The following is a 23,124-nucleotide window of genomic DNA, read 5'->3' as shown; positions in this document are numbered from 1 at the left end:
CCGACGGTAATTCCGGCGTGCCCGGAGCACATTTTCCCGAGGACAATAATCATGACCGTCAGGCCATTCCGCCGCGCGCTCGCCGCTGTGCTGGGCGCCGGGCTGCTGGCCGGTTGCGGCGCAGGTGGCGCCGCGGCCGCCGCCCCCGCCGGCCCTCCCCAGCCCGGCGGCACCCTGAGGTTCGCCGTCTCCAGCGACCAGGGCTGCGTCGATCCCCAGCAGGTCGGCAGCAACGACTCGATCTACTCCCTGCGTCAGCTCGTCGACTCGCTCACCGACCAGGACCCCGAGACCGGTGAGCTCAAGCCGTGGCTGGCCACCTCGTGGACGAGCAACCCCGACGCGACGTCCTACACGTTCAGGCTCAAGAGCGGTGTGACCTTCAGCGACGGCACTCCGCTCGACGCCGCGGCGGTGAAGGCCAACTTCGACCGCATCCCGCAGCTCGGCGCCCGCGGCACGCTGCCGAAGGGCTACCTCGCCGGGTACGTCGGCAGCACGGTGCTGAGCCCGACCGAGATCAAGGTCGATTTCGACCGGCCCAACGTGCAGTTCCTGCAGGGCACCTCCACGCACAGCCTGGGCATCATCTCCCCCGCCTCCGCAGCGCTCTCCGACGACGAGCGCTGCGCGAAGGTGATCGGCTCCGGCCCGTTCGTGCTGGAGAGCTACACGAAGAACTCCTCGATCGTGCTGAGCAGGCGCACCGGCTACACCTCGCCGTCGTCGCTGGCCGAGCACACCGGCGACGCCTACCTCGACCGGCTGGAGTTCCGCATCGTGCCGGAGTCCGGTGTCCGCGTCGGCAGCCTGATCGCCGGCGAGGTCGACGCGATCGGCAACATCGGCCAGCAGGACGAGGCGCCGCTCGCCGGCGCCGGGATCCAGCTGCCCGCCCGGGCCAACCCGGGCCTGCCGTTCGGCATCACCTTCAACCTGTCCCGTCCGTTCGGCGCCGACCCCGCGATCCGCGAGGCGCTGTCCTGGGCGATCGACCGCGACGAGGTGGTGAGCGCGGTCTACACATCGGCCACGAAGCCGGCCACCGCCCCGCTGGCCTCCAGCACCCCCGGCTACGCCGACCAGTCCGCGCTGCTCGGCCACGACCAGGCCAAGGCCGCGGCGGTGCTCGACGCCGCCGGCTGGCTGCCCGGCCCGGACGGTGTCCGCGTCAAGGACGGCCGACCGCTGCGCATCGAGCTGACCTGGTTCAACAACGCCGGGTCGAACAAGCCGACGCTGGAGCTGCTGCAGCAGCAGGTCCGCAGAGTCGGCATCGACCTGCAGCTGCGAGAGCGGCCGATCTCCGACGCGTCGGTCATCCAGCAGAGCGGTGAGTTCGACGCGCTGTGGGGCAACCTGACCCGGGCCGATCCCGACATCCTGCGCAGCTCGTACTCCAGCAAGGGCGCCAACACCTACCGGTTCCCGGCCTCGCCGCTCGATGACCTGCTCGCCGAGCAGGCGGCGCAGTCGGACGAGGACCAGCGCTCGGCGACCGTGGCGAAGATCCTCACCAACCTCACCGAGAACTACCTGACGATCCCGGTGGTGGAGCTGACCACGACGCTGGGCGTGGCGGCGAACGTGCACGGCCTGAAGTACGACGCCTCCTCGCGCATCCAGCTCTACGACACCTGGAAGAGCCAGGCGTGAGCTCCCGGACGTCGACCGTGAACGCGGCAGCGCTGGTCCGCTACGTGCTCCGGCGGATCGGGCTGGCGATCGCGGTGCTGTGGGCAGCGTTCACCGTCTCGTTCATCGTGCTCTACCTCATGCCGGGTGACCCGGTGGCCACGATGGCGGGCGGCGGGCTGGACGGCGAGCCGCTCACCCCGGCCGAGCTGGACGCTCTGCGCGCCCGCTACGGGCTCGACCAGCCGCTCATCGTCCAGTACGGCCAGCATCTGTGGAACGCGCTGCACGGCGATTTCGGCACCTCCGTGCAGAGCGGCCAGGACGTGCGTGCGGCGATCGCCGAGGCGCTGCCACCGACGCTGCAGATCGCGACCGCCGGCCTGGTGGTCGCGATCGTCGGCGGCACCGCGCTCGCCGTGGTCGCCACGTTCACCCGGGTGCGGTGGCTCAAGCAGGCCCTGCTCGGGCTGCCGTCGCTCGCGGTGTCGCTGCCCGTCTTCTGGGTCGGGCTGATGCTCGTGCAGATCTTCTCGTTCGGGCTGCGGCTGTTCCCCTCCGTGGGGGCGGAGGGCCCGGCGTCGCTGGTGCTGCCGGCGATCACGCTCGGCCTGCCCACCGGCGCCCTGGTGGCGCAGGTGCTGGCGAAGAGCCTCGACCAGACCCTCACCGAGCCGTACGTGACCACGGCTCGGGCCAAGGGCGTCGGCCGCGCGGCGATCCACCTGCGGCACGCGCTGCGCAACGCGGCGATCCCCGCGCTCACCGTCCTCGGGTACGTCGTGGGCAACCTGCTCGCGGGCTCCGTCGTGGTCGAGACGGTGTTCACGCGGCCCGGCATCGGGCGGCTCACCGTCGCCGCGGTGGGCGTGCAGGACATCCCGTTGGTGCAGGGGATCGTCGTGTTCGCCGCTGTCGTGTTCGTGCTGGTCAACCTCGTCGTCGACCTGACCTACCCGCTGCTCGACCCGAGGATCGCGACGGGAGCCACCGCATGACCGAGCTGCTCGAACGACCGCAGAGCGCACTCCCCGAGCCGGTTCCGGTCCAGGTCACCCGGCCGGACCGCGGCAAGCTGCTGCGCTTCCTCGGCCACCGACCCGGACTGGTCCTGTCGCTGCTGATGGTCGCGTTCGTGCTGGTGGCCGCGTTCGCGCCGGGCCTGCTCGCGCCCGGTGACCCCGGCGTCGGCGACACCGCGGAACGGTTGCAACCGCCGAGCCCCGCGCACATCTTCGGCACCGACTACCTGGGCCGCGACGTGTGGACCCGGGTGGTGCACGGTGCGTCGTTGTCGCTGCAGGCCACGGTGATCGCGGTCGCGGTGGCGCTCGTGATCGGCGGTCTCATCGGCCTGCTCGCCGGGTTCGTCCGCGGCTGGCTCGACGACCTGCTCATGCGCGTCGTCGACGTGCTACTGGCCATCCCCGCGGTGCTGCTGTCGCTGGCGCTGATCACGGCGCTCGGCTACGGCACCGTGAAGGTCGCGATCGCCGTCGGTGTGGCGAGCGTGGCCAGCTTCGCCCGCGTGATGCGCGCCGAGACGCTGCGGGTGCGCCAGGCCACCTACGTGGAGGCCGCCTACGCCGTCGGCACCCGCTGGTACGTGACGCTGTGGCGGCACGTCCTGCCGAACGCGGCCGGTCCCGTCGCGGTGCTCGCGGTGCTGGAGTTCGGGCTGGCGATCCTCGCGGTGTCGGCCCTGTCGTTCCTGGGCTACGGCGCCCCGCCACCAGCCCCCGAATGGGGCTCGCTGGTGGCGGAGGGCCGCAACTACCTGGCGGTGGCGTGGTGGCTGTGCGCGCTGCCCGGTCTGACGATCGCAGCCACGGTGCTCGCGGTGAACCGCATCTCGCGGGCGCTCGACGGGGAATGGCGGAGGTTCCGGTGACATCGTTGCTGCAGGTGGAGGATCTGCGCGTCTCCTACGGAGGCGTGCTCGGCGAGCTGCAGGCCGTCGACGGCGTGTCGCTGACGGTGGAACCGGGTGAGGTCGTCGCCGTGGTCGGCGAGTCCGGTTCGGGCAAGTCGACGCTGGCGATGGCGGTGCTGGGGCTGCTGCCCGGCACCGGTCGGATCGACGGCGGCCGCGTCGTGCTCGACGGCCAGGAGCTGACCGGGCTGTCCGAGCGGGAGATGCGCGCCGTGCGCGGGCACAGGATCGGGCTGGTCCCGCAGGACCCCACCGTCTCCCTCAACCCCGTCACGCGGATCGGCGACCAGGTGGCCGAGGTGCTGCGCGTGCACGGCCTCGCCGATCGGCGCACCGCCGAGCTGGAGGCGATCGCGCTGCTGGAGAAGGCGGGCCTGCCCGACGCACAGGTCCGGGCGCGGCAGTACCCGCACCAGCTCTCCGGCGGCATGCGCCAGCGCGTGCTGATCGCGATCGCGATCGCCGCCAACCCGAAGCTGATCATCGCGGACGAGCCGACGAGCGCGCTCGACGCCACCGTGCAGCGGCGCATCCTCGATCACCTCGATTTGCTGACCCGCACCTCGGGCACCTCGGTCCTGCTGATCACCCACGACCTCGGCGTGGCGGCGGACCGGGCCGATCGGATCATCGTCATGTCCCAGGGCAAGGTCGTCGAGGAGGGCCCGGTCCAGCAGATCCTGGAGGATCCGCGCGACCCGTACACGCAGCGGCTGGTCGCCAGCGCGCCCGGCCTGCGCCCGGTGCCGCCGCCCGCGCCCCTGCCCCCCGGCCACCCGCTGGTCGAGGTGACCGACCTGGTCAAGGAGTACCGGCTGCCCGGGCGGCGCACCCTGCGGGCGGTCGACGGGGTGTCGTTCACGATCGGCCGCGGCGAGACGCTCGGACTGGTCGGCGAGTCCGGCTCCGGGAAGTCCACGATCGCCCGCCTGCTGCTGCGGCTGGTGGAACCGACGTCCGGGCGGATCGTCCTCGACGGCGACGACATCACCCGGGTGCGCGGCAAGGCCGCCCGGGCGCTGCGCCGGCGCGCCCAGCTCGTCTACCAGAACCCGTACGCGTCGCTGGACCCGCGGTTCTCCATCGAGGAGGTCGTCACCGAACCGCTGCGCGCGTTCAACGTGGGCACCCGGGCCGAGCAGAAGGCCCGCGCCGCGCAGCTGATCGACCGGGTCGCGCTGCCGGCGTCGGTGCTGCGGCGCCGCCCCGCGGAGCTGTCCGGCGGGCAGCGCCAGCGGGTCGCGATCGCCCGCGCGCTCGCGCTGTCCCCGGACCTGGTGGTGTGCGACGAGCCGGTGTCCGCGCTGGATGTGTCGGTGCAGGCGCAGGTGCTCGACCTGCTGCGCGAGCTGCAGGCCGAGCAGGGCCTGGCCTACCTGTTCATCTCGCACGACCTCGCGGTGGTGCGTTCGATCGCGCACCGCGTCGGGGTGCTGCAGCACGGACAGCTGGTGGAGCTGCGCCCCACGGAGCAGCTCTACTCCGCGCCCGAGCACCCCTACACCGTTGAACTGCTCGCCGCCGTCGCCGGGCAGGGCAGCACCCGGCGGGAGCCGGTCGGGACCGGAAAGGCACTGCCGTGACCGCGCCCTTCTACACCGCACGCAACCACCTCGGCGTCGAACTCGGCGCCGACGCGACCACCGCCCAGCTGCGCACGGCCGGCCGCGGCTTCGACTACGCGGTGCTGCCGGCCGTCGCGGCGGCCCGGATCGGCCCGCTGGTCGGTGAGATCGGGCTGGTGGTGCGCGGCCCGATCCCGGCGACGCCCGATCCGCGCTGGGGCTGGGAACCGCTCGGGCCGCTGCCGGCCGGCCCCTCGCACCTGCCGCTGTTCCTGCACGTCTTCCCCGGTGACCCGGTCGACGCGGTCGTGCACGCCGACGCCGTGCGGGTCACGGCCCCCGATCTCGCGACGGCGGGGGCGATGCGCGCACGGGTGCGGGCCGCGGCCCGGGCCGGTGGCCTCGATCCCGGCGTGCTCCCCGTACTCGCCGATCTCGACGTGCACATCACCGACAAGGGCCGGCCCGCCGCGCCCGACCGGCTGTCGGTCACCGGCTCGGCGGCGGACGTCGCCCGGGTCATCGAGGCGGGGGTACGGCTGCGCGCCGCCGACGGCGTGACGCTGCGCCCCCGTGACCCCGAGAACGACCTGCGCCGCCTGGCCGCGGAGCTGATCCCGCTGCTCGCCGGCCGCGGCCTCTTCCGCCCCGGCCCGCCGGGCCCGCTCCGGGACCGCCTCGCCCTGGGAGCCCACCCCGCAACCGTCCCGACCGTGGAGAGCGCATGACCACCACCGCAGGCACCACCGCTGCAGACACGACCGCAGACACCACCGACGGCCAGGCCTTCGCGGCCGAATGGGCTGCCTGGCACGCCGCCCGCGAGGAGGAGCTGCGCGCCCCGCACGGCTGGCTCAGCCTCACCGCACTGCACTGGCTCGACGAGCACGCCACCGCGTTCCCCCAGCTGCCGGGCACGTGGCGCGCTACCGGCGACGGCGGCGTCGAGATCAGCGCGAACGGCGAACTGGCCGTCGGCGGCGCCCCGATCCGCGGCACCAGCCGCGTGGAGCCGGTCGACGGCCTGCCGGGCGTGCTGGTCGAGGCCGGCGAGCGCCGGGTCGAGGTGATCCGCCGCACCGACTCCTACGGGCTGCGCGTGCGCGACCCGCAGGCACCCACCCGCACCGCGTTCGCCGGAGTTCCGGCGTTCCCGGTCGATCCCCGCTGGGTCGTCCGCGCCCGGTTCACGCCGTACCCGCAGCCGAAGAAGATCACCGTCGGCGCGGTCGTCGACGGCCTGCAGCACTTCCCCACCGCCGTCGGCACCGTCGCGTTCGAGATCGACGGGCAGCGTCAGGAGCTGATCGCGCTCGCCGGCCGCGACGGTGGGCTGGCCCTGCACTTCCGCGACGCCACCAGCGGCGTCACCACGTACGGCGGCGGACGCATCGTGCAGGTCGGCGCGCCGGACGAGACCGGGTACGTCACGGTGGACTTCAACCGCGTCGTGAACCTGCCGTGCGCGCTCACCGCGTACGCGACGTGCCCGTTGCCGCCGGAGGAGAACCGGCTGACCGTCGCTATCGAAGCCGGTGAGCGCTCATGACCGTCCTGCACCTGGCCGTCGAGCTCGACGGCGACGGCGCACATCCGGCGGCGTGGCGGCGCGCTCAGCACGGGCCGTCCGAGCTGCTCACCGCTCGGCGCACCGAGCGGGTGGCGCGGCGGGCGGAGAACGCCGGGTTCACCCTGGCCACGTTCGACGACGCGATCACCCCGCCCGGGGCCGGCCCGCTGGGCCGGATCGGCGCGGTCGAGCGCGCCGCGTTCGTCGCGCCGCTGACCACCTCGATCGGGCTCGCCCCGGTGGTGGCCACCACCTACACCGAGCCGTTCCACGTCGCGTCGCAGCTGGCGTCGCTCGACCACGCGAGCCTCGGCCGCGCGGGTTGGGTGGTGGCCGCGGGGACCGAGCCCCACCGCGCGTGGGGCCGGCCGCCGGTCACCGGGGACGGGCTGGCCCGCGAGGCCCGCGACGCGGTGACGGTGGCGCGCGACCTGTTCGACTCGTGGGGCGACGACGCCGCGATCCGCGACGTCACCACCGGCCGCTACCTCGACCGCGCCCAGCTGCACTACATCGACTTCGTCGGCGAGACGTACTCGGTGAAGGGCCCGGCGATCGTGCCGCGCCCGCCGCAGGGCCACGTGGTCGTCATCGCCCCGCACGGGCTGATCCCGGACCCGGACGTGGCGCTGGTGACCACGCCGCAGCGGGTCCCGGACGCCCCGCTGACCTTCCTGGAGCTGGAGGTCGCGCTGGACACCGACGTGCCCGCCGAGGAGCGGCTGGCCGCGCTCGACGCGCACACGCCGTGGCCGAGGACCGGGCGGCCGCGGCACGTCGGCTCCGCGGAGTCGCTCGTCGAGCGCCTGCGCGGTCTCGCCGGCACCGTCGACGGGGTGCGGCTGCACCCGCTCGTCCTCGACGAGGACCTGCCCGTGCTCTCCGCGCGGGTGCTGCCCGCGCTGTTCGAGTCCCGCACCGCGACCCGCCCGCGGGCCGGTGCGTCGTTGCGCACCACGCTCGGCCTGCCGCGGCCGGCGAACCGCTTCGAGGTGGCGTCATGAGCGAGTACCCCTTCCCCGGCGCCCAGCTGCACTTCGGCGTGTTCTTCCAGGGCGTGAACCACTGGACGATCTGGTCGCACCCCGACAGCGGGTCGCAGATCGACTTCGCTTCGTTCCGGCGGGTGGCGCAGACGGCCGAGCGCGGTCTGTTCGACGCGTTCTTCCTCGGTGAGGGGCTGCGGCTGCGCGAGTCCGGCGGGAAGATCCACGATCTCGACATCGCCGGTCGGCCCGACGCGATCACCCAGCTGTCCGCGCTCGCCGCCGTCACCGACCGGATCGGGCTGGTGGCCACGCAGAACACCACCTACAACGAGCCCGCCGACCTGGCTCGCCGGCTCTCCGGGCTGGACCTGCTGTCGGGTGGCCGGGCCGGGTGGAACGTCGTCACCACTGACAACGCCTGGACCGGGGAGAACTTCCGCCGCGGCGGCTACCTCGACCACGCCGACCGCTACGTGCGCGCCGGGCTGTTCGTCGAGGCCGCCCGGGCCATCTGGGACGGCTGGGCCCACGACTGGCCCGCCGCGGACGGCTCGACGTGGGCCCGCCCCGGCGCGGTCACCCCGGTGCGGGTGCAGAACGCCCAGTTCGACGTGGAGATCATCCCGACGCTGCCGCGGTCCCCGCAGGGTCACCCGGTGCTGTTCCAGGCCGGTGACTCACCGGCCGGGCGCGACTTCGGCGCCTCCTACGCCGAGGTGATCTTCTCCGCGCACGGTGCCGACTTCGACGACGCGCTCGCGTTCGCGAACGACCTGCGCGCCCGCCTCGTCGCCGCCGGCCGGCCCGCCGACGACCTGCGGATCCTGCCCGGCACGGAGATCGTCATCGCTGACACCGAGGAGGAGGCTGAGGAGAAGCAGCGCTGGATCCGGTTGCAGCAGGTCACCCCGGCCACCGCGCTGGCGATCGCGAGCCAGGTCTGGGGCTTCGATCTCTCCGACCGCGACGCCGACGGCCCGCTGCCGAGCGAGGACCCGGTGGAGGTGGAGGAGACCGGCGAGATGGGCAGCCGGCGGTGGACCGATCGCCGCGCGATCGCCGCCCGGTGGCGGGAGGTCGCCGAGGCGGAGAAGCTCTCGCTGCGCGAGACCGTCATCCGGCTCGGCCCGCAGCGCGGTCACGCCGGCACCCCGAGCGGGCTGGCGGACAAGTTCGCGCACTGGGTGCGGTCGGGGGCGATCGACGGGTTCAACGTCTCCCCCTACCTCATCCCGGACGGCCTGGACGACATCGTCGACCGACTCGTCCCCGAGCTGCAGGACCGCGGCGTCTACCGCACCGAGTACACGGGTACGACGCTGCGCGAGCACCTCGGGCTGCGGCCGCCGCTCACCCGCCGCTGAGGCAGGCTGCCCGGCCATGACCTTCTCCGCGCTGTCCCACCTGGAGTGCTCCCGCACCGGGGCCGCCCTGGACGCCGACGTCGTCCAGGGCGTGTCGGCGGCGGGAGCGCCGCTGCTCGCGCGCTACGACCTGGAGCGGGTAGCGGCGACGGTGAAGCCGGCGGAGGTCGCGCACCGACCACCGGACCTGTGGCGCTACCACGAGGTGCTGCCGGTCCGCGATCGTGCGCACGTGGTGACGCTCGGGGAGGGCATGACCCCGCTCCTGCCGCTGCCGCGGCACGGGGCGCGGATCGGGCTGCCACGGCTGCTGATGAAGGACGAAGGCCTGCTGCCCACGGGCGCGTTCAAGGCCCGCGGCGCCGCGGTCGGGGTGTCGCGGGCGGTCGAGCTGGGCGTGGCCGGGATCGCGATGCCGACCAACGGCAACGCGGGCGCGGCGTGGGCGGCCTACGCGGCGCGGGCCGGCATCGGCGCGCTCGTCGCGATGCCCGCCGACGCCCCGGAGATCACCCGCCGCGAGTGCGTGATCGCCGGGGCCGAGCTGCACGTCGTCGACGGCCTCATCGGCGATGCGGGCGCACTCGTCCGCGCCGAGGTGGCCCGCCGCCCGGGCTGGCAGGACACCGCCACGCTGCGCGAGCCGTACCGCATCGAGGGCAAGAAGACGATGGGGTACGAGATCGCCGAACAGCTGGGCTGGCGACTGCCCGACGTGATCGTCTACCCGACCGGCGGCGGGGTCGGGATCATCGCGATCCACAAGGCGCTGCTGGAGCTGCGCGAGCTGGGCTGGGTCTCGGGCGATCCGCCGCGGCTCGTCGCGGTGCAGGCGGAGGGCTGCCGCCCGATCGTCGACGCGTTCCTGGCCGGGGCGGACGAGAGCGCCGCTCCTGCCGATCCGCGGACGGTCGCCTTCGGCATCACGGTGCCGAAGCCGCTCGGCGACTTCCTCGTGCTCGACGCGGTCCGTTCGACCGGGGGCACCGCGATCGCCGTCACCGACGAGGACCTGCTCGCTGCCCAGGCCGCGCTCGCCCGCGACGAGGGCACCTGGATCTGCCCGGAGGGCGCTGCCTGCGTCGCCGCGGTGGCGCAGCTGCGGGGGGCCGGTGAGCTCGCGGAGTCCGATGAGGTCGTCGTCCTCAACACCGGCTCCGGCCTCGTCTACCCGCACACGGTGGGCCTGCCGTGAGCACTGCCGTGGCGTGGCGCCGGGATCTGCACGCGCATCCCGAGCTGGGCTTCACCGAGTTCCGCACCGCTAGCCGGGTGGCCGGGCACCTCGCCGACCTGGGTTGGGACGTCGTGGCGGGCGAGCCCGCCATCGCGCCCCAGGAGCGCCTGGGCGTGCCCGGCGTCGACGAGCTCGACACCGCGTACGCCCGCGCGGCGGCCACCGGCGCCGACCCGCGGTTCCTGCCGGCGCTGCGCGGCGGGCACACCGCGGTCGTCGCCACCCTCCCCGGCGCCGGCCCCGTCGTCGCGGTCCGCGCCGATCTGGACGCCCTGCCGATCGTCGAGGCCGACGATCCCGCGCACCGACCAGCCGCGGAGGGCTTCGCCTCCCGCTGGCCGGGGCAGATGCACGCGTGCGGCCACGACGGCCACGTCGGCATCGCCGTCGAGCTGGCCGAGCGGCTCGTCGCCGACCGGCCGGCCGCCACCGTGAAGCTGGTCTTCCAGCCGGCGGAGGAGGGTGGCCGCGGCGGGCGCGCCGTCGCCGCCAGCGGACTGCTCGACGACGTCGACCTGTTCGTCGCCGTCCACCTGGGCCTCGGCCTGCCCACCGGCACCGTCCTGCCGTCCGTCGACGGCCTGCTGGCCAACTCCAAGATCCGCGCGGTCTTCCACGGCCGCGCCGCCCACGCCGCGCTCGCCCCGCAGGACGGCCGCAACGCCCTGCTCGGTGCCGCGTCGGCCGCCCTCGCGCTCACCGGCCTCACCCGCGTCGCCGGTCACGACACCCGCGTCTCGGTGGGTCGGATCTGCGGCGGCACCGTCCCGAACGTCGTCCCGGACACCGCCGAGCTGCTGTTCGAGACCCGCGCCGACGACGGCGACGTCAACGCCGATCTCGAACAGCGCGCCCGCGCCGCCCTCGCCGGCGCCGCCACGATGCACGGCCTCACCGTCGACGTCGAGCTGATCGGCTCCGTCACCACCGCCATCGCCGACGACTCCGCCCGTGCCGCCGTCGCCGGTGCGGCCGAAGCGACCGGCCTGCGCTTGACCGGCCCCACCCACGCCGGCCTGGCCAGCGACGACGCGACCGCCCTCATGCGGCGCGTGCAGGCCCACGGCGGCCGCGCCACCTACGCCGGCATCGGTGCGGAGCTCGCCGGCCCGCACCACACCCCACGCTTCGACTTCGCCGAGGACGCCCTCCCCGGCGCCGTCGATCTCCTGGAGCGCCTCGTCCGGGAGGCCGCCCGATGACCCGCCGCAGACACGTCGACTTCTGCCGCACGGCGGCCGCGCTGTGTCGGTGACCCGGTCCCCGTCTCGACCCGTCACCTCACTGGAGCCAGCCATGACCCGACCCGACACCCCCACCAGCACCTACCGCCGCTCGCCGCGCCAGCGCCGCCGCGCCGAGATCACCGAGGCCCTCCTCGACGGTCTGGAGGCCCTCATCCAGCGCCACCGCGGCCTGCACACCGACGACGGCGACGCCCTCCACGCCGAGCTGGTCGCCGCCGAGGTGGCCCACCAGCTCGCGATCACGCGCTCGGCGCTGCAGCGCACGCCGGCGGTCTGACTCTGGAGGATCGGGCGCTCACCCGCCGGTCACGGTGCGGCCGGCGGGTGACTCCGATCTCTTGACGCGGTCGTGGACCGCGCAGCGTCCGTCGCGCACTCCTGCCGAGGTCATCTCCGCCCGGGCCCGGGAACCACCCGTCGCCGTCACGAGAACCGCGACTCGCGCCCCAGGCGAACACCCGGGATCCTCCACCCATGCCGACCGACCCCGACCTGACCACCACCTACCGGGCCTACCTGTCAGCCCTCAACGACCGCCGCTTCGCCGACCTCACCCGCTTCGTCCACGACACCCTGACCTACAACGACGAACTCCTCACCCGCGCGCAGTACGCGTCGATGATCGAAGCCGACACCCGCGCCGTCCCCGATCTGCACTTCGTCCCTCAGCTCCTGCTCGCCGACGCCGACGCGGTGGCCTGCCGCCTCTGGTTCACCTGCACCCCGACGAGCACGTTCTTCGGTTGCGCACCGACGGGCCGGCAGATCGCGTTCGCGGAGCACGTCTTCTACCGCTTCACGGATGGCCGCATCGCACAGGTGCTTTCGCTGATCGACCGGACCGCGATCGCCGCGCAGCTCAGCGGTTAACGCGCCGCTGACGCCACCCCCGATGCAGCGGCCTCCTCCACCGGTACCACGACGACCGGCCGCCACCCCCGCAACGAGTTCACCAGCGCCACGGCGGAAGCCCGCTCGAGATCAGCCGGGCGGACGACCCGCTCGGCCAGCACCCCGGCCTCCAGCAGCACCCGCCGCGCCACCCCCGGCAGACACCCGGAGGACAGAGGCGGCGTCCACCACCGCCCCTCCAGCAGCACCGCCAGGTTGGCGGTGCACGACTCGGTCAACTCCCCGCGCTCGTTGACCAGCAGCACGTCGTCGACGGCCGGGTGCCGCGCCAGCCGCTCCTCGAACGGCCCCCGCCGGCTCGTCTTGTGGTACGGCCATCGGGAGCGCGAGGAGATCGGCTCCGGATCCACCACCACCCGGGCGGGCCCGGGATCCGGCGCTGGCCCCACGGCCACCCGCACCGCCCCGTCCCGATGCGCGGTGATCCGCACCCGCGCATCGTCGGTCGATCCCTGCACCGCGTCCGCGACGGCAGCGCGCGCAGCATCCACGTCGAACGGGAACCCGAGGTAGGCAGCGGAATCGGCCATCCGCTCCAGGTGCAGCTGCAGCCGCAGCGGCCCCCGCCCGGGTTCGTACCGCAGCGTCTCGATCAGGTGCACGTCTTCCGGCTGCACATCCAGCACCGCGGCCTTGGCCAGCACCTCCGCGTGCTCGGCCGCCGGATCGGAGCTCCAGGTGATCCCACCGCCGGAGCCGTAGACGGCGTGGTCGCGCAGCCGGTCGGCCACCACGGTCCGGATGGCCACCGAGAACCGGGCCTGCACCGGGGCGGTCGGCGGCGCGACGAACCCGACGGCCCCGCAGTACACCCCGCGCGGGAGGTCCTCCAGCTCGGCGATGATGTCCATCGTGGCGGCCTTCGGCGCGCCGGTGACGGATCCGCACGGGAACAGCGCCTCGAACACGTCGACGAGCCCGGCGCCGGGCAGCAGCCGCGCCTCCACGTCCGACGTGAGCTGGTGCACGGTCTCGTACTTCTCCGGCCGGACCAGCGCCGGCACCCGCACGGTGCCGGTGCGCGCGATCCGGGCGAGATCGTTGCGCACCAGATCGACGATCATGATGTTCTCGGCGCGTTCCTTGCTGCTCGCCCGCAGCGCGGCGACGATCTCGGCGTCCTCGGCGGTGGTGCGGCCGCGGCGGGCGGTGCCCTTCATGGGCCGCATGAGCACGTGGTCGCCGCGCAGTTCGAAGAACAGCTCGGGACTGGCCCCGGCGATCGCGAACCGGCCGGTGTCGAGGAACGCGTGGTGGGCTCCGCGCTGGGCGTGCGCCAGCCGCGCGTAGAGCCGCCGCGGATGCTCCGCGATCGGCGCCTCCAGCCGCATCGTGAGGTTGACCTGGTAGGTGTCGCCGGCCGCGATCCGCTCCCGGACGGCCTGGACGGCGCGGGCGTGCCGGTCGGCGTCCCAGCGCGGCGTCCAGCGCCAGCCCGGGCCGGCGGGCGGCAGCGCCACCGGGTCCACCTCGACGGGCGCCGGGCCGATGCCGAACCACACCAGCGGCAGCCCCTCCTGCGGTGGGTGGGTGCGCAGGGCCGCGTCCAGCCCGGGCGCGGCCTCGTAGGCGACGAACCCGGCGGCCCACTCCCCCGCGGCGGTGCGTCGCGCCACTTCGGCGAGCACCGGCCGGACCTCGTCCGGGTGCCGCGCGACCAGCTCCCGGAACGGCCCGGTGAAGGCCAGCGCCCGCCCCGAGCGCATGTCGTCGAAGCGGGCCCACGACCCGGCCGGGCCGGACATCAGCGCCGGGCGCTGCGGGGCTTCTTCTCGCGCACCCGCACCGAGATCCGGATGGGGCTGCCGGGGAAGCCGAAGTCCTCCCGCAGGCGCCGTTCGAGGAACCGCCGGTACCCGGCCTCCAGGAACCCGGTGGTGAACAGCACGAACGTCGGCGGCCGGGTCCGCGGCTGCGTCGCGAAGAGGATCTTCGGCTGCTTGCCGCCGCGCACCGGCGGCGGGTTGGCCGCCACGACCTCACCGATCCAGGAGTTCAGCACACCGGTGGAGATCCGCTTGTCCCACGACTCCAGCGCCCGCCGCATGTACGGGGCGATCTTGTGCACCGAGCGACCGGTGAGCGCGGAGATGTTGACGTGCTCGGCCCAGCGCACCCGCACGAAGTCGCGCTCCAGCTCGCGCTTCATCGCCAGCCGCCGGTCCTCGTCGACCAGGTCCCACTTGTTGAACACGATGACGAGGGCCCGCCCGGCCTCCTCGACCATCGAGATCACCCGCTGGTCCTGCTCGGTGACCGGCTGGCTCGCGTCGAGCAGCACCAGCGCCACCTCGGCGGCCTCGATCGCGGCCTGGGTGCGCAGGCTGGCGTAGTACTCCATGCCGATCGCGTTCTTCACGCGCTTGCGCAGGCCCGCGGTGTCGACGAACCGCCAGATCTCCCCGTCCAGCTCGACGAGGGAGTCCACCGGGTCGACGGTGGTGCCGGCGACGTCGTGCACCACCGAGCGCTCCTCGCCGGCGACCCTGTTGAGCAGGCTGGACTTGCCGACGTTCGGCTTGCCGATCAGCGCCACCCGCCGCGGGCCGCCACCGCCGGTGCCGACGTCGTCGCGCGGGGTCTCGGGCAGCACCTGGAGGATCTTGTCCAGCAGGTCGCCGGAGCCGCGCCCGTGCAGACCGCTGACCGGGTGCGGTTCGCCCAGCCCCAGCCGCCACAGATCCGCGACGTCGGCGAGCAGCCGGTCGTCGTCGACCTTCGTGGCAGCCAGCAGCACCGGGCGCTGGGAGCGCAGCAGCACCTTCGCGGCGGCTTCCTCGGTGGCGGTGGCCCCCACGGTGGCGTCGACGACCAGCAGCACCGCGTCGGCGGTGCGCATCGCGTACTCGGCCTGGGCGGCGACGGCGGCCTGCAGGCCGGTCGCGTCCGGTTCCCAGCCGCCGGTGTCGACCACCACGAACCGGCGGCCGTTCCACAGCGCGTCGTAGGCGACCCGGTCCCGGGTGACGCCCGGGACGTCCTGCACCACCGCCTCCCGGCGTCCGATGAGCCGGTTCACCAACGTCGACTTGCCCACGTTCGGCCGGCCCACGACCGCGAGCACCGGCGCCGGGGGCAGCTCGGCAGCACCCGGATCGTCGGCGTCGATGCCGAACTCGTCGGGATCGAGGCCCAGCGCCGCCATGGCGTCCAGGTCCTCCTGCGGGGTCTGACTCATCAACTGCTCCGTCGGGTGTCGAGTTCGCGGACCGCGGCGGCCAGCTCGGCGCGCACGGCCTCGGTCGCGGCGGCCAGACCGGCTCGTCCGCCACCTGCAGGAATGGTGACGGGTTCCCCCACCATCACGTCCACCCGGGGGCGGAACCGGCGGCGTGCTCCGTCCGGGCGACGCGTGCCGCGGCACACCACGGGCACCACCACCGCCCCGCTCGTGCGCGCCAGCCAGGCCGCGCCCTGCTGGACGGCCGTCACGTCACCGGTGCCGCGGGTGCCCTCCGGGAAGATCGCCACCAGACCGCCACCGCGCAGCACGGCCAACCCCGCGGTCAGCGGGGTCCGGTCGGCCGTGCCGCGCCGGACCGGGACCTGCCCCAGGCGGCGCAGCACCCAGCCCAGCGGACCGACGAACATCTCCTGCTTGACCCAGAACACCGCACGCCGCCGGAAGAGTCCGAACAGCAACGGGCCGTCGACGAACGCGCTGTGGTTGGCGACGACGACCACCGGCCCGGTACGCGGGACGCGGCCGCGGCCGTGCAGGTGCAACCGGAAGACCAGGAACCACAGCCAGCTGCCGATCCAGCGGGCGAGGTCGTGCAGCCACGGCCAGGCCCCGGCCGGCAGGTCGGCGTTCACCCCGGCCGACAGGTCGTCATTCACCCGCACCGACAGGTCGTCATTCACCCGGACCGACAGGTCGTCATTCACCCGGACCGACAGGTCGTCATTCACACAGCCCACGCTCCTCGACCAGCCTCACCAGCAGGTCCAGGACGGCGTCGACGGACAGGTCGTCGGTGTCGACGATCAGCGCGTCGGGGGCCGCGTGCAGCGGAGAGGTCTTGCGGGTGGAGTCGAGCTGGTCGCGGCGGCGCACGTCGGCGAGCACGGTCTCCACGTCGACCTCCCGGCCGGCCTTGCGGTCCTGCGCGGCCCGCCGCGCGGCCCGCACCTCCTCCGACGCGGTCAGGTAGACCTTCAGCGGGGCGTCCGGCACCACGACGCTGCCGATGTCGCGGCCCTCCACGACGATCCCGCCGTTCTCGTGCACGGCCTGCTCGATCAGTTCCCGCTGCCGCGCCACCAGTACCTCGCGCACCTGCGGGATCGCGGAGACCGCGCTGACCGCGCGGGTCACCTCGGGCCCGCGGATCTCCGCCTCCACGTCCTCGCCCGCCAGCCGGACGCCTGGGGCATCCGGGTCGGTGCGCAGCTCCAGCGCGCACGTCGTCGCGATGCGCACCACCGGCTCGACCGGGCCCTCCGGGTCGACGCCGGCGCGCAGCACCGCGAGGGTGGCCGCTCGGTACATCGACCCGGAGTCGAGGTACCCAGCGTTGCAGTGCTTCGCCAGCCGCCGTGACACCGTCGACTTCCCGGTGCCGGAGGGCCCGTCCATCGCCACGACCCCGCGCAGCTTTCCGGTCACGCCGCCGAACCCCTTCCGGTGCGCCGCCCGTTCCGCCTGGGCGACTGCGTCATCCGGGCGCCGCAGGCGGACGCCCACGGCGAACGCCCACGGCGCCCATGCCCGGGCTCCACGCTACTGGGGGAGATCCGTGCGCAGTGCAGCGGCTCCACGCAGGTAGACGTGACGGATCTCCGCCCGGGGTCGCGGCGTGTCGACGTGCGCGAGCAGCCGCAGCACCCTCGGCATCGCCCCGGGCACCGCGATCTCGCACGCGCACATCAGCGGCACGTCGGTCAGCCCGAGCAGCCGCGCCGCGTACGCGGGGAACTCGGCGGTCAGGTCGGGGGTGGCCGTGAACAGGATCGAGATGATGTCGTCCGAGGTCAGGTCGTTGCGCTCGAGCACGGCGGTGACCAGTTCCGCCGCCCCGGCGAGGATGTCCTCCCGGGTGTCGGCGTCGACCTGGATGGCTCCCCGGATGGCGCGGACCGTCACGGGACCACCGTCACAGCCCGACCGACCGGTAGAGCGAACCGATCTCGATCTGGTCGAGCGGGCGGAACTTGCCCGGCCGCTGGTTGCCCAGCTTGACCTCGCCGATCGCGGTGCGCACCAGCCGCTGCACGGGGTGCCCGACGGCGTCGAGCAGCCGCCGCACGATGTGCTTGCGGCCTTCGTGGAGCACGACCTCGACCGCCGCCTTGTTGCCGATCACGTCGACGACGCGGAACTTGTCCACCTGGACCACGCCGTCGTCGAGCTCGACGCCCTCGCGCAGGCGCTTGCCCAGGTCGCGCTCCGGCGCGCCGATGACCTCGGCGAGGTAGGTCTTCTGCACCTGGTACGACGGGTGCATCAGGCGGTGTCCCAGCTCGCCGTCGTTGGTCAGCAGCAGCAGGCCCTCGGTGTCGGCGTCGAGCCGGCCGACGTGGAAGAGCCGGTTGCGGCTGCGCCCTTCGAACTCCGGCTCGACCAGCCCGCGCTCCACGACGAGGTCGCCCACGCACGGCCGGCCCAGGTCGTCGGACATGGCCGACAGGACCCCGCGGGGCTTGTTCAGAGCCAGGTAGACCATGTCGTCGCGCAGCTGGATGCGGGACCCGTCGACGTGCACGATCGCGGTCTGCGGGTCGATCCGCCTGCCCATCTCCCGGACGATCTCGCCGTTCACCGCGACCCGGCCGGCCGCGATCATCTCCTCGGCGGCCCGCCGGGACGCCACACCCGCCTGGGCGAGCACCTTCTGCAGCCGCACGCCGTCCGGGCGCGCCGCGGAGCGGGTGCTCGCTCGGGCTCCAGCGCTCCGCTCGGTGTTCATCCTTCTCAACCTCGTCACTTCGTCGTCACAGCTCGTCGATGGCGTCGACGTCGGGCAGCAGGGGCGCGATCGGGGGCAGCTCGTCGAGCGACGACAGCCCGAGGCGCTCCAGGAACAGCTCCGTCGTGCGGAACAGCGTCCCCTGCGTGCTCGGGTCGACGCCGGCCTCCTCGATCAGGCCCCGGGTCAGCAGGGTGCGCAGCACGCCGTCGCAGTTCACCCCGCGCACCGCGGACACCCGTGCCCGGGTCACCGGCTGACGGTAGGCCACCACGGCCAACGTCTCCAGCGCCGCCCTCGTGAGCTTCGCCCGCTGCCCGCCGAGCAGCAGCTTCTCGACGTACGGGGCGTGCACGTCGCGCGTGTAGAACCGCCATCCGCCGCCGGAGCGGCGCAGGTCGAACCCGCGGCCGGCGTCGGTGTAGGCCTGCGACATCCGCCGCAGCGCCGTCGCCACCCGGGTCGTGGGCTGCTCCAGCGCTGCGGCCAGGGTCTCCTCGTCGGCCGGTTCGTCGACGACGAGCAGCAGCGCCTCCAGCGCCGACTCCAGCGCCGCGTCGTCGGCAAGGTCGTCGGCAAGGTCGTCGGCAGGGTCGTCGGCAGGGTCGTCGGCACGGTCGTCGACGCCCTCGGCACCGTCTTGTCCGGCGCTGTCTTCTCCGGCGCTGGCCGCTGCGGTCACCTGCTCCGCCCCGTCGCCGCGGGCGTGCGGCGCACCGCTGCCGTTCCCACCGCCGTTCCCACCGCCGCCTCCCGCGCCGGGGGCACGGCCGGGGTCGAACTCGACGAGCTCGTCGAGGTCGATCGGGGATCCGGGATCGTCGGTCACGGGTGAAGCATCCAGGTCATCAGGTACTCGGGTAGCCCGTCCAGCGTACGGTGAGCTCGCCGAACGGCTCCGGCTGCTCCAGGTCGATGCACTGCTCCCGGTACATCACGAGCACCGCGAGGAAGCGCGCCACCACCTCGATCGGGGCCACGCAGTCCGCGGTCAGCTGGGCGAACGTGGCCTCCCCCAGCTCCTCCAGGCGGGCCTGGATGATCGCGGCGTGCTCGGGTACCGACACGTCGTGGGCGTGCAGGTGGTCGGTGCGCACCTCCGGCGGCGGTTTCGGGCGGAACACCGCCGCCGCCAGCTCGGCGAACGACTGCGCGTCCACGCCGAGCAGCACCTCGGGCAGCAGCTTGGTGAACCGCTCCTCCAGCGACACCGACCGCGGGTACCGCTTGGCCGCCTTCTTCTCCAGCTCGACGAAGACCTCGGCGACCTGCTTGTAGGCCCGGTACTGCAAGAGCCGCGCGAACAGCAGGTCGCGCGCCTCCAGCAGGGCGAGGTCCTCCTCGTCCTCCACCTCGCCCTGCGGCAGCAGCCGGGCCGCCTTCAGGTCCAGCAGCGTGGCCGCGACGACGAGGAACTGAGTGGTCTCCTCCAGGTCCGCGTCGTCGCCGAGCTCGGTGAGATGGGCGATGAAGTCGTCGGTGACCTGGTGCAGCGCCATCTCGGTGACGTCGAGCTCGTGCTTGCTGATCAGCTGCAGCAGCAGGTCGAACGGGCCGGTGAAGTTGTGCAGCCGCACGGTGAAGCGCGGGCGGCCGTCCGTCTGCTGCTGCCCGGGGGCCTCCTCGGGGGCGATGGTCACCGGGCGGTCACCGGGCCAGGACTTCGCGGGCGAGCAGCCGGTACGCCTCGGCCCCGTTGGACGCGGGCGCCCACGAGGTGATCGGCTCGCCGGCGACCGTGGTCTCCGGGAACCGGACGGTCCGGTTGATCACCGCCTCGAACACCAGGTCGCCGAACGCCTCGACGACCCGCTGGCGGACCTCCTTGGTGTGCAGGGTGCGCGGATCGAACATCGTCGCGAGGATGCCGAGGATCTCCAGGTCCGGGTTGAGCCGGTCCTGCACCTTCTCGATGGTGTCCATCAGCAGCGCCACCCCGCGCAGCGAGAAGAACTCGCAGGCCAGCGGGATGAGCACCTGGTCGGCGCACGCCAGAGCGTTGATCGTCAGCAGGCCGAGCGACGGCTGGCAGTCGATCAGCACGATGTCGTAGTCACCGAGCACCGGCTTGATCGCCCGCCCGAGCGCCTGCTCGCGGCCCACCTCGGTGACCAGCTGCACCTCGGCGGCGGACAGGTCGATGTTGCTCGGCAGCAGGTCCATGCCCTCGACGGAGGTGGGCCGGATGACCTCGCGGACGTCCGCGCCGCGCTCCATCAGGACGTTGTAGATCGTGGTCTCCAGCTCGTGCGCCTGCACGCCCAGCCCGACCGACAGCGCTCCCTGCGGGTCGAAGTCCACCAGCAGCACGCGCCGGCCGTACTCGGCGAGCGCCGCGCCCAGGTTGATCGTCGACGTTGTCTTGCCGACGCCGCCCTTCTGGTTGGCCACCGCGATGACCCGGGCCGGGCCGTGCTGGGTGAGCGGCTCCGGCTCGGGAATCACGCGTTGTCTCCCCACGGAATCGGCTGCAGTGATGCCGTCGACCTCGTCGACGTCCCCGGTCGCGTCATCGGCTGCGTAGTCGGTGACACCGTCGTGTTCGACGACACCGTCGTGTTCGACGTCGGGCCCCGCGACGCGCTCCGGGCGCGGGGCGAAGGGCCGCGGTGTGTCCATGCGGGCTCCCGGTCTGTCGCTGGCCGGTCCCGCGCAGGGGCCGGTGACCGCAGGGTATGAGGCGTCGCCGACGAGCAGCAACGCGCCCCGCCGTGTCGTGGCCGTCATCTTCAGCAGGACGCGGCGATCGTCTTGACGACGCTACCTGAGGGTAGCGATCACCCTCACAGGGGGTCACCGACGCGCGGTCGCGCGGGGATGGCTGGTCGCGTAGACCTCCCGGAGCGTGTCGACCGTCACGTGCGTGTAGACCTGGGTCGTCGACACCGACGCGTGCCCGAGCAGCTCCTGCACCACCCGGACGTCGGCACCGCCGGCGAGCAGGTGCGTGGCGAAGCAGTGACGCAGCGTGTGCGGCGACACGGCCGCGGAGAGCCCCGCGTTGTCGGCGGCGGCCTGCAGGGCGTGCCAGGCGCTCTGCCTGGTCATCCGCCCACCGCGGGCGTTGAGAAGCAGCGCGGGCGAGCCGCTGCCGCGGGCGGCCAGCACCGGCCGGGCCCGCACCAGGTAGGCCTCGATCGCGGCGAGCGCCGGCCGGCCGACGGGCACGATCCGCTCTTTGCCGCCCTTACCGCGCAGCAGCACCGTGCGCTCCGCGGTGTCCAGGTCGTCCAGATCGACGCCGACGGCCTCGGAGATCCGCGCGCCCGTCGAGTAGAGCAGCTCCAGCAGTGCCCGGTCGCGCAGCGGGATCGGGCCGGTGCCGATGCAGCCGGCGAGCAGCTGGTCGACGTCGTCCACGGACAGCGCGCGCGGCAGCTTCGCCGGCAGCGCGGGCGGTGCCACCGCCTTGGCCACGTCCTCGGCGACGAGCCCGTCGCGCGCGGCGAACCGGTGCAGCCCGCGCACCGCCGCCAGCGCCCGCGCCGCCGAGGAAGCCGCCAGCGGCGCCGGCCCGCCAGGGGGTGGGTTGCGCAGCGCCGTCACGAACCCCGCCACGTCGGACTCGCGGACCGCGCCGAGATCGTCGATGCCCTTCTCCGTGAGGTAGTCGACGTAGCGGCGCAGGTCACCGGTGTAGGAGCGCAGCGTGTTCGCCGCGCTCCCCCGCTCCACGGCGAGGTGGTGCAGGAACGCCTCGACGGCGGCGGCGGGAGCGATCATGCCAGTGCGGGGATGACCTCACGCTCGAACAGCTCGATGCCCGAGCGGTCCCAGGCGGCCTCGAAGAAGTTGCAGATCGCGTAGGTCATGCCGGCATCGCGCAGCTTCGTGAGCTTCTCCACGATCTGCTCGGGCGTGCCCCAGCCCGGCAGGTCGCGGCTGAACCCGGCGAGCCACTTCTCGGCCCTCTCCGCGCCGAGGTAGGGCGTGATGCGGGCGACGTTCGCCCGGAACCGCTCCTCGACCTCGGCCTCCGTCTCGCCGATGACGACGTTGTAGTTCGCCGAGCGCACGATCGCGTCGAAGTCGGTGCCGACCGCCTTGCAGTGCTCGGCGAGCAGCGCGGACTTGCGGGTGAAGCCATCCAGCGTGCCGTCGAAGTTCGTGTACTTCGCGTACTTCGCGGCGATCTTGAGGGTGACCTTCTCGCCACCACCGGCGATCCACAGCGGGATGCCGCCCTCCTGCAGCGGCAGCGGCCGCACGATGGCGCCGTCGACCTGGTACTGCTCGCCGGTGAGCGTGGCCACGCCCTCGGTCCAGGCCTGCCGCATGATCTGCACGCCCTCGTCGAGCTGCCGGAGCCGCTCGGGGGCGCTCGGGAAGCCGTAGCCGTAGGCGCGCCACTCGTGCTCGTACCAGCCCGCCCCGATGCCCATCTCCACCCGGCCGCCGGAGACGACGTCGCAGGTGGCGGCGACCTTCGCGAGGTAGACCGGGTTGCGGTAGCCCATGCAGGTGCACATCTGCCCGAGCCGCACCCGCTCGGTGACCGCGGCGAACGCGGCCATCAGCGACCACGCCTCGTGCGTGGCCTCCTGCGACGGCTTCGGGGTCGTGTGGAAGTGGTCGTAGACCCAGATCGACTCCCACGGCCCGGCGTCGGCGGCCTGCGCGAGCCGCTTCATCGTCGCCCAGTGCTCGGCGGGATCGATGCCCACCAGGTCGTGTCGCCAGCCTTGGGGCACGAACACCCCGAATCGCATCGCCGTCATGTGCGGTGATGCTAATCCCGTCGGGCGACGCCGACCGGGTGGCGC

General features: G+C 73.5%; 23 protein-coding genes. 12 read left to right on the top strand and 11 right to left on the bottom strand.

Going from position 1 to position 23,124, the window contains the following annotated elements:
- The first annotated feature begins 51 nt into the window (after positions 1-51).
- The 12 genes from BUE41_RS10800 to BUE41_RS10745 all read left to right on the top strand — a co-directional run bounded on the left by BUE41_RS10800 (position 52) and on the right by BUE41_RS10745 (position 12,410).
- Positions 52-1,656: an ABC transporter substrate-binding protein gene (locus BUE41_RS10800; protein ID WP_073456907.1), complete on the top strand. Its 1,605-nt coding sequence runs from the start codon at positions 52-54 to the stop codon at positions 1,654-1,656.
- Between the two features lie 32 nt (positions 1,657-1,688).
- Positions 1,689-2,633 (top strand): ABC transporter permease, encoded by a 945-nt coding sequence (locus tag BUE41_RS10795; RefSeq protein WP_073457095.1) that lies wholly within the window; start codon positions 1,689-1,691, stop codon positions 2,631-2,633.
- Positions 2,630-3,526 (top strand): ABC transporter permease, encoded by an 897-nt coding sequence (locus BUE41_RS10790; RefSeq protein WP_073456906.1) that lies wholly within the window; start codon positions 2,630-2,632, stop codon positions 3,524-3,526. The genes BUE41_RS10795 and BUE41_RS10790 overlap by 4 nt, the downstream gene beginning before the upstream one ends.
- Entirely contained in the window at positions 3,523-5,151 is a 1,629-nt protein-coding gene (locus tag BUE41_RS10785) for a dipeptide ABC transporter ATP-binding protein (RefSeq protein WP_407691657.1), read from the top strand. The genes BUE41_RS10790 and BUE41_RS10785 overlap by 4 nt, the downstream gene beginning before the upstream one ends.
- A complete protein-coding gene (locus BUE41_RS10780) occupies positions 5,148-5,861 on the top strand; it encodes a hypothetical protein (RefSeq protein WP_073456904.1) in 714 nt (237 codons plus the stop codon). Before BUE41_RS10785 ends, BUE41_RS10780 begins: the two co-directional genes overlap by 4 nt.
- Positions 5,858-6,682, top strand: a complete 825-nt coding sequence (locus BUE41_RS10775) for a DUF1684 domain-containing protein (protein ID WP_073456903.1) — start codon at positions 5,858-5,860, stop codon at positions 6,680-6,682. Before BUE41_RS10780 ends, BUE41_RS10775 begins: the two co-directional genes overlap by 4 nt.
- Positions 6,679-7,707 carry an LLM class flavin-dependent oxidoreductase gene (locus tag BUE41_RS10770; protein ID WP_073456902.1) on the top strand — a complete coding sequence of 343 codons (1,029 nt, stop codon included), beginning with the start codon at positions 6,679-6,681 and terminating at the stop codon, positions 7,705-7,707. The genes BUE41_RS10775 and BUE41_RS10770 overlap by 4 nt, the downstream gene beginning before the upstream one ends.
- Entirely contained in the window at positions 7,704-9,056 is a 1,353-nt protein-coding gene (locus tag BUE41_RS10765) for an NtaA/DmoA family FMN-dependent monooxygenase (RefSeq protein ID WP_073456901.1), read from the top strand. The genes BUE41_RS10770 and BUE41_RS10765 overlap by 4 nt, the downstream gene beginning before the upstream one ends.
- A 16-nt stretch (positions 9,057-9,072) precedes the next feature.
- Positions 9,073-10,251, top strand: coding sequence for a threonine synthase (locus BUE41_RS10760; RefSeq protein WP_073456900.1), 1,179 nt, complete (start codon positions 9,073-9,075; stop codon positions 10,249-10,251).
- A complete protein-coding gene (locus BUE41_RS10755; RefSeq protein WP_073456899.1) occupies positions 10,248-11,495 on the top strand; it encodes an amidohydrolase in 1,248 nt (415 codons plus the stop codon). Before BUE41_RS10760 ends, BUE41_RS10755 begins: the two co-directional genes overlap by 4 nt.
- 94 nt (positions 11,496-11,589) lie before the next feature.
- Positions 11,590-11,817 (top strand): hypothetical protein, encoded by a 228-nt coding sequence (locus tag BUE41_RS10750; RefSeq protein ID WP_073456898.1) that lies wholly within the window; start codon positions 11,590-11,592, stop codon positions 11,815-11,817.
- A gap of 197 nt (positions 11,818-12,014) precedes the next feature.
- Entirely contained in the window at positions 12,015-12,410 is a 396-nt protein-coding gene (locus BUE41_RS10745; protein WP_073456897.1) for an ester cyclase, read from the top strand.
- On the opposite strand, the gene BUE41_RS10740 is transcribed toward BUE41_RS10745, so the two are convergent.
- The 11 genes from BUE41_RS10740 to BUE41_RS10690 form a co-directional block, all read right to left on the bottom strand.
- On the bottom strand, positions 12,407-14,197 hold the full coding sequence (locus BUE41_RS10740) for a chorismate-binding protein (protein ID WP_073456896.1): 1,791 nt from the start codon (positions 14,195-14,197) through the stop codon (positions 12,407-12,409). The genes BUE41_RS10745 and BUE41_RS10740 overlap by 4 nt on opposite strands.
- Positions 14,197-15,630: a ribosome biogenesis GTPase Der gene (gene der, locus BUE41_RS10735; RefSeq protein ID WP_084754739.1), complete on the bottom strand. Its 1,434-nt coding sequence runs from the start codon at positions 15,628-15,630 to the stop codon at positions 14,197-14,199. Before der ends, BUE41_RS10740 begins: the two co-directional genes overlap by 1 nt.
- Positions 15,630-16,268, bottom strand: coding sequence for a lysophospholipid acyltransferase family protein (locus tag BUE41_RS10730; protein WP_084754793.1), 639 nt, complete (start codon positions 16,266-16,268; stop codon positions 15,630-15,632). The genes der and BUE41_RS10730 overlap by 1 nt, the downstream gene beginning before the upstream one ends.
- An 88-nt stretch (positions 16,269-16,356) precedes the next feature.
- A complete protein-coding gene (gene cmk / locus BUE41_RS10725) occupies positions 16,357-17,031 on the bottom strand; it encodes a (d)CMP kinase (RefSeq protein ID WP_073457092.1) in 675 nt (224 codons plus the stop codon).
- 144 nt (positions 17,032-17,175) lie between these two features.
- A complete protein-coding gene (aroH, locus tag BUE41_RS10720; RefSeq protein ID WP_073456895.1) occupies positions 17,176-17,538 on the bottom strand; it encodes a chorismate mutase in 363 nt (120 codons plus the stop codon).
- 10 nt (positions 17,539-17,548) lie between these two features.
- Complete coding sequence (locus BUE41_RS10715; protein WP_073456894.1) at positions 17,549-18,361, bottom strand: pseudouridine synthase; 813 nt, start codon at positions 18,359-18,361, stop codon at positions 17,549-17,551.
- 25 nt (positions 18,362-18,386) lie between these two features.
- Complete coding sequence (gene scpB, locus BUE41_RS10710) at positions 18,387-19,190, bottom strand: SMC-Scp complex subunit ScpB (protein WP_234997165.1); 804 nt, start codon at positions 19,188-19,190, stop codon at positions 18,387-18,389.
- Positions 19,191-19,209: 19 nt separating this feature from the next.
- The gene (locus BUE41_RS10705; RefSeq protein WP_073456893.1) at positions 19,210-20,001 is read right to left on the bottom strand and encodes a segregation and condensation protein A; all 792 of its coding nucleotides are present in this window, start codon (positions 19,999-20,001) and stop codon (positions 19,210-19,212) included.
- A gap of 7 nt (positions 20,002-20,008) precedes the next feature.
- Positions 20,009-20,980, bottom strand: coding sequence for a ParA family protein (locus BUE41_RS10700; protein WP_073456892.1), 972 nt, complete (start codon positions 20,978-20,980; stop codon positions 20,009-20,011).
- 174 nt (positions 20,981-21,154) lie between these two features.
- Positions 21,155-22,084: a site-specific tyrosine recombinase XerD gene (xerD, locus tag BUE41_RS10695; protein ID WP_073456891.1), complete on the bottom strand. Its 930-nt coding sequence runs from the start codon at positions 22,082-22,084 to the stop codon at positions 21,155-21,157.
- Positions 22,081-23,070, bottom strand: a complete 990-nt coding sequence (locus BUE41_RS10690) for an LLM class F420-dependent oxidoreductase (protein ID WP_073457090.1) — start codon at positions 23,068-23,070, stop codon at positions 22,081-22,083. The genes xerD and BUE41_RS10690 overlap by 4 nt, the downstream gene beginning before the upstream one ends.
- Between the last annotated feature and the right edge of the window lie 54 nt (positions 23,071-23,124).

The organism is Pseudonocardia thermophila, from assembly GCF_900142365.1.
Lineage (GTDB): Bacteria > Actinomycetota > Actinomycetes > Mycobacteriales > Pseudonocardiaceae > Pseudonocardia > Pseudonocardia thermophila.
Note: the sequence above shows the minus strand (reverse complement) of the source record. Positions and strands in the feature narration are given on the sequence as shown.

Bases quoted from the DNA above. Each gene is read 5' to 3' on its own strand.
- BUE41_RS10800 (WP_073456907.1), top strand. From the start codon at position 52: ATGACCGTCAGGCCATTCCGCCGCGCGCTCGCCGCTGTGCTGGGCGCC.
- BUE41_RS10790 (WP_073456906.1), top strand. From the start codon at position 2,630: ATGACCGAGCTGCTCGAACGACCGCAGAGCGCACTCCCCGAGCCGGTT.
- BUE41_RS10775 (WP_073456903.1), top strand. From the start codon at position 5,858: ATGACCACCACCGCAGGCACCACCGCTGCAGACACGACCGCAGACACC.
- BUE41_RS10770 (WP_073456902.1), top strand. From the start codon at position 6,679: ATGACCGTCCTGCACCTGGCCGTCGAGCTCGACGGCGACGGCGCACAT.
- BUE41_RS10765 (WP_073456901.1), top strand. From the start codon at position 7,704: ATGAGCGAGTACCCCTTCCCCGGCGCCCAGCTGCACTTCGGCGTGTTC.
- BUE41_RS10760 (WP_073456900.1), top strand. From the start codon at position 9,073: ATGACCTTCTCCGCGCTGTCCCACCTGGAGTGCTCCCGCACCGGGGCC.
- BUE41_RS10750 (WP_073456898.1), top strand. From the start codon at position 11,590: ATGACCCGACCCGACACCCCCACCAGCACCTACCGCCGCTCGCCGCGC.
- BUE41_RS10745 (WP_073456897.1), top strand. From the start codon at position 12,015: ATGCCGACCGACCCCGACCTGACCACCACCTACCGGGCCTACCTGTCA.
- BUE41_RS10740 (WP_073456896.1), bottom strand. From the start codon at position 14,197: ATGTCCGGCCCGGCCGGGTCGTGGGCCCGCTTCGACGACATGCGCTCG.
- der (WP_084754739.1), bottom strand. From the start codon at position 15,630: ATGAGTCAGACCCCGCAGGAGGACCTGGACGCCATGGCGGCGCTGGGC.
- cmk (WP_073457092.1), bottom strand. From the start codon at position 17,031: ATGGACGGGCCCTCCGGCACCGGGAAGTCGACGGTGTCACGGCGGCTG.
- BUE41_RS10715 (WP_073456894.1), bottom strand. From the start codon at position 18,361: ATGAACACCGAGCGGAGCGCTGGAGCCCGAGCGAGCACCCGCTCCGCG.
- BUE41_RS10700 (WP_073456892.1), bottom strand. From the start codon at position 20,980: ATGGACACACCGCGGCCCTTCGCCCCGCGCCCGGAGCGCGTCGCGGGG.
- xerD (WP_073456891.1), bottom strand. From the start codon at position 22,084: ATGATCGCTCCCGCCGCCGCCGTCGAGGCGTTCCTGCACCACCTCGCC.
- BUE41_RS10690 (WP_073457090.1), bottom strand. From the start codon at position 23,070: ATGCGATTCGGGGTGTTCGTGCCCCAAGGCTGGCGACACGACCTGGTG.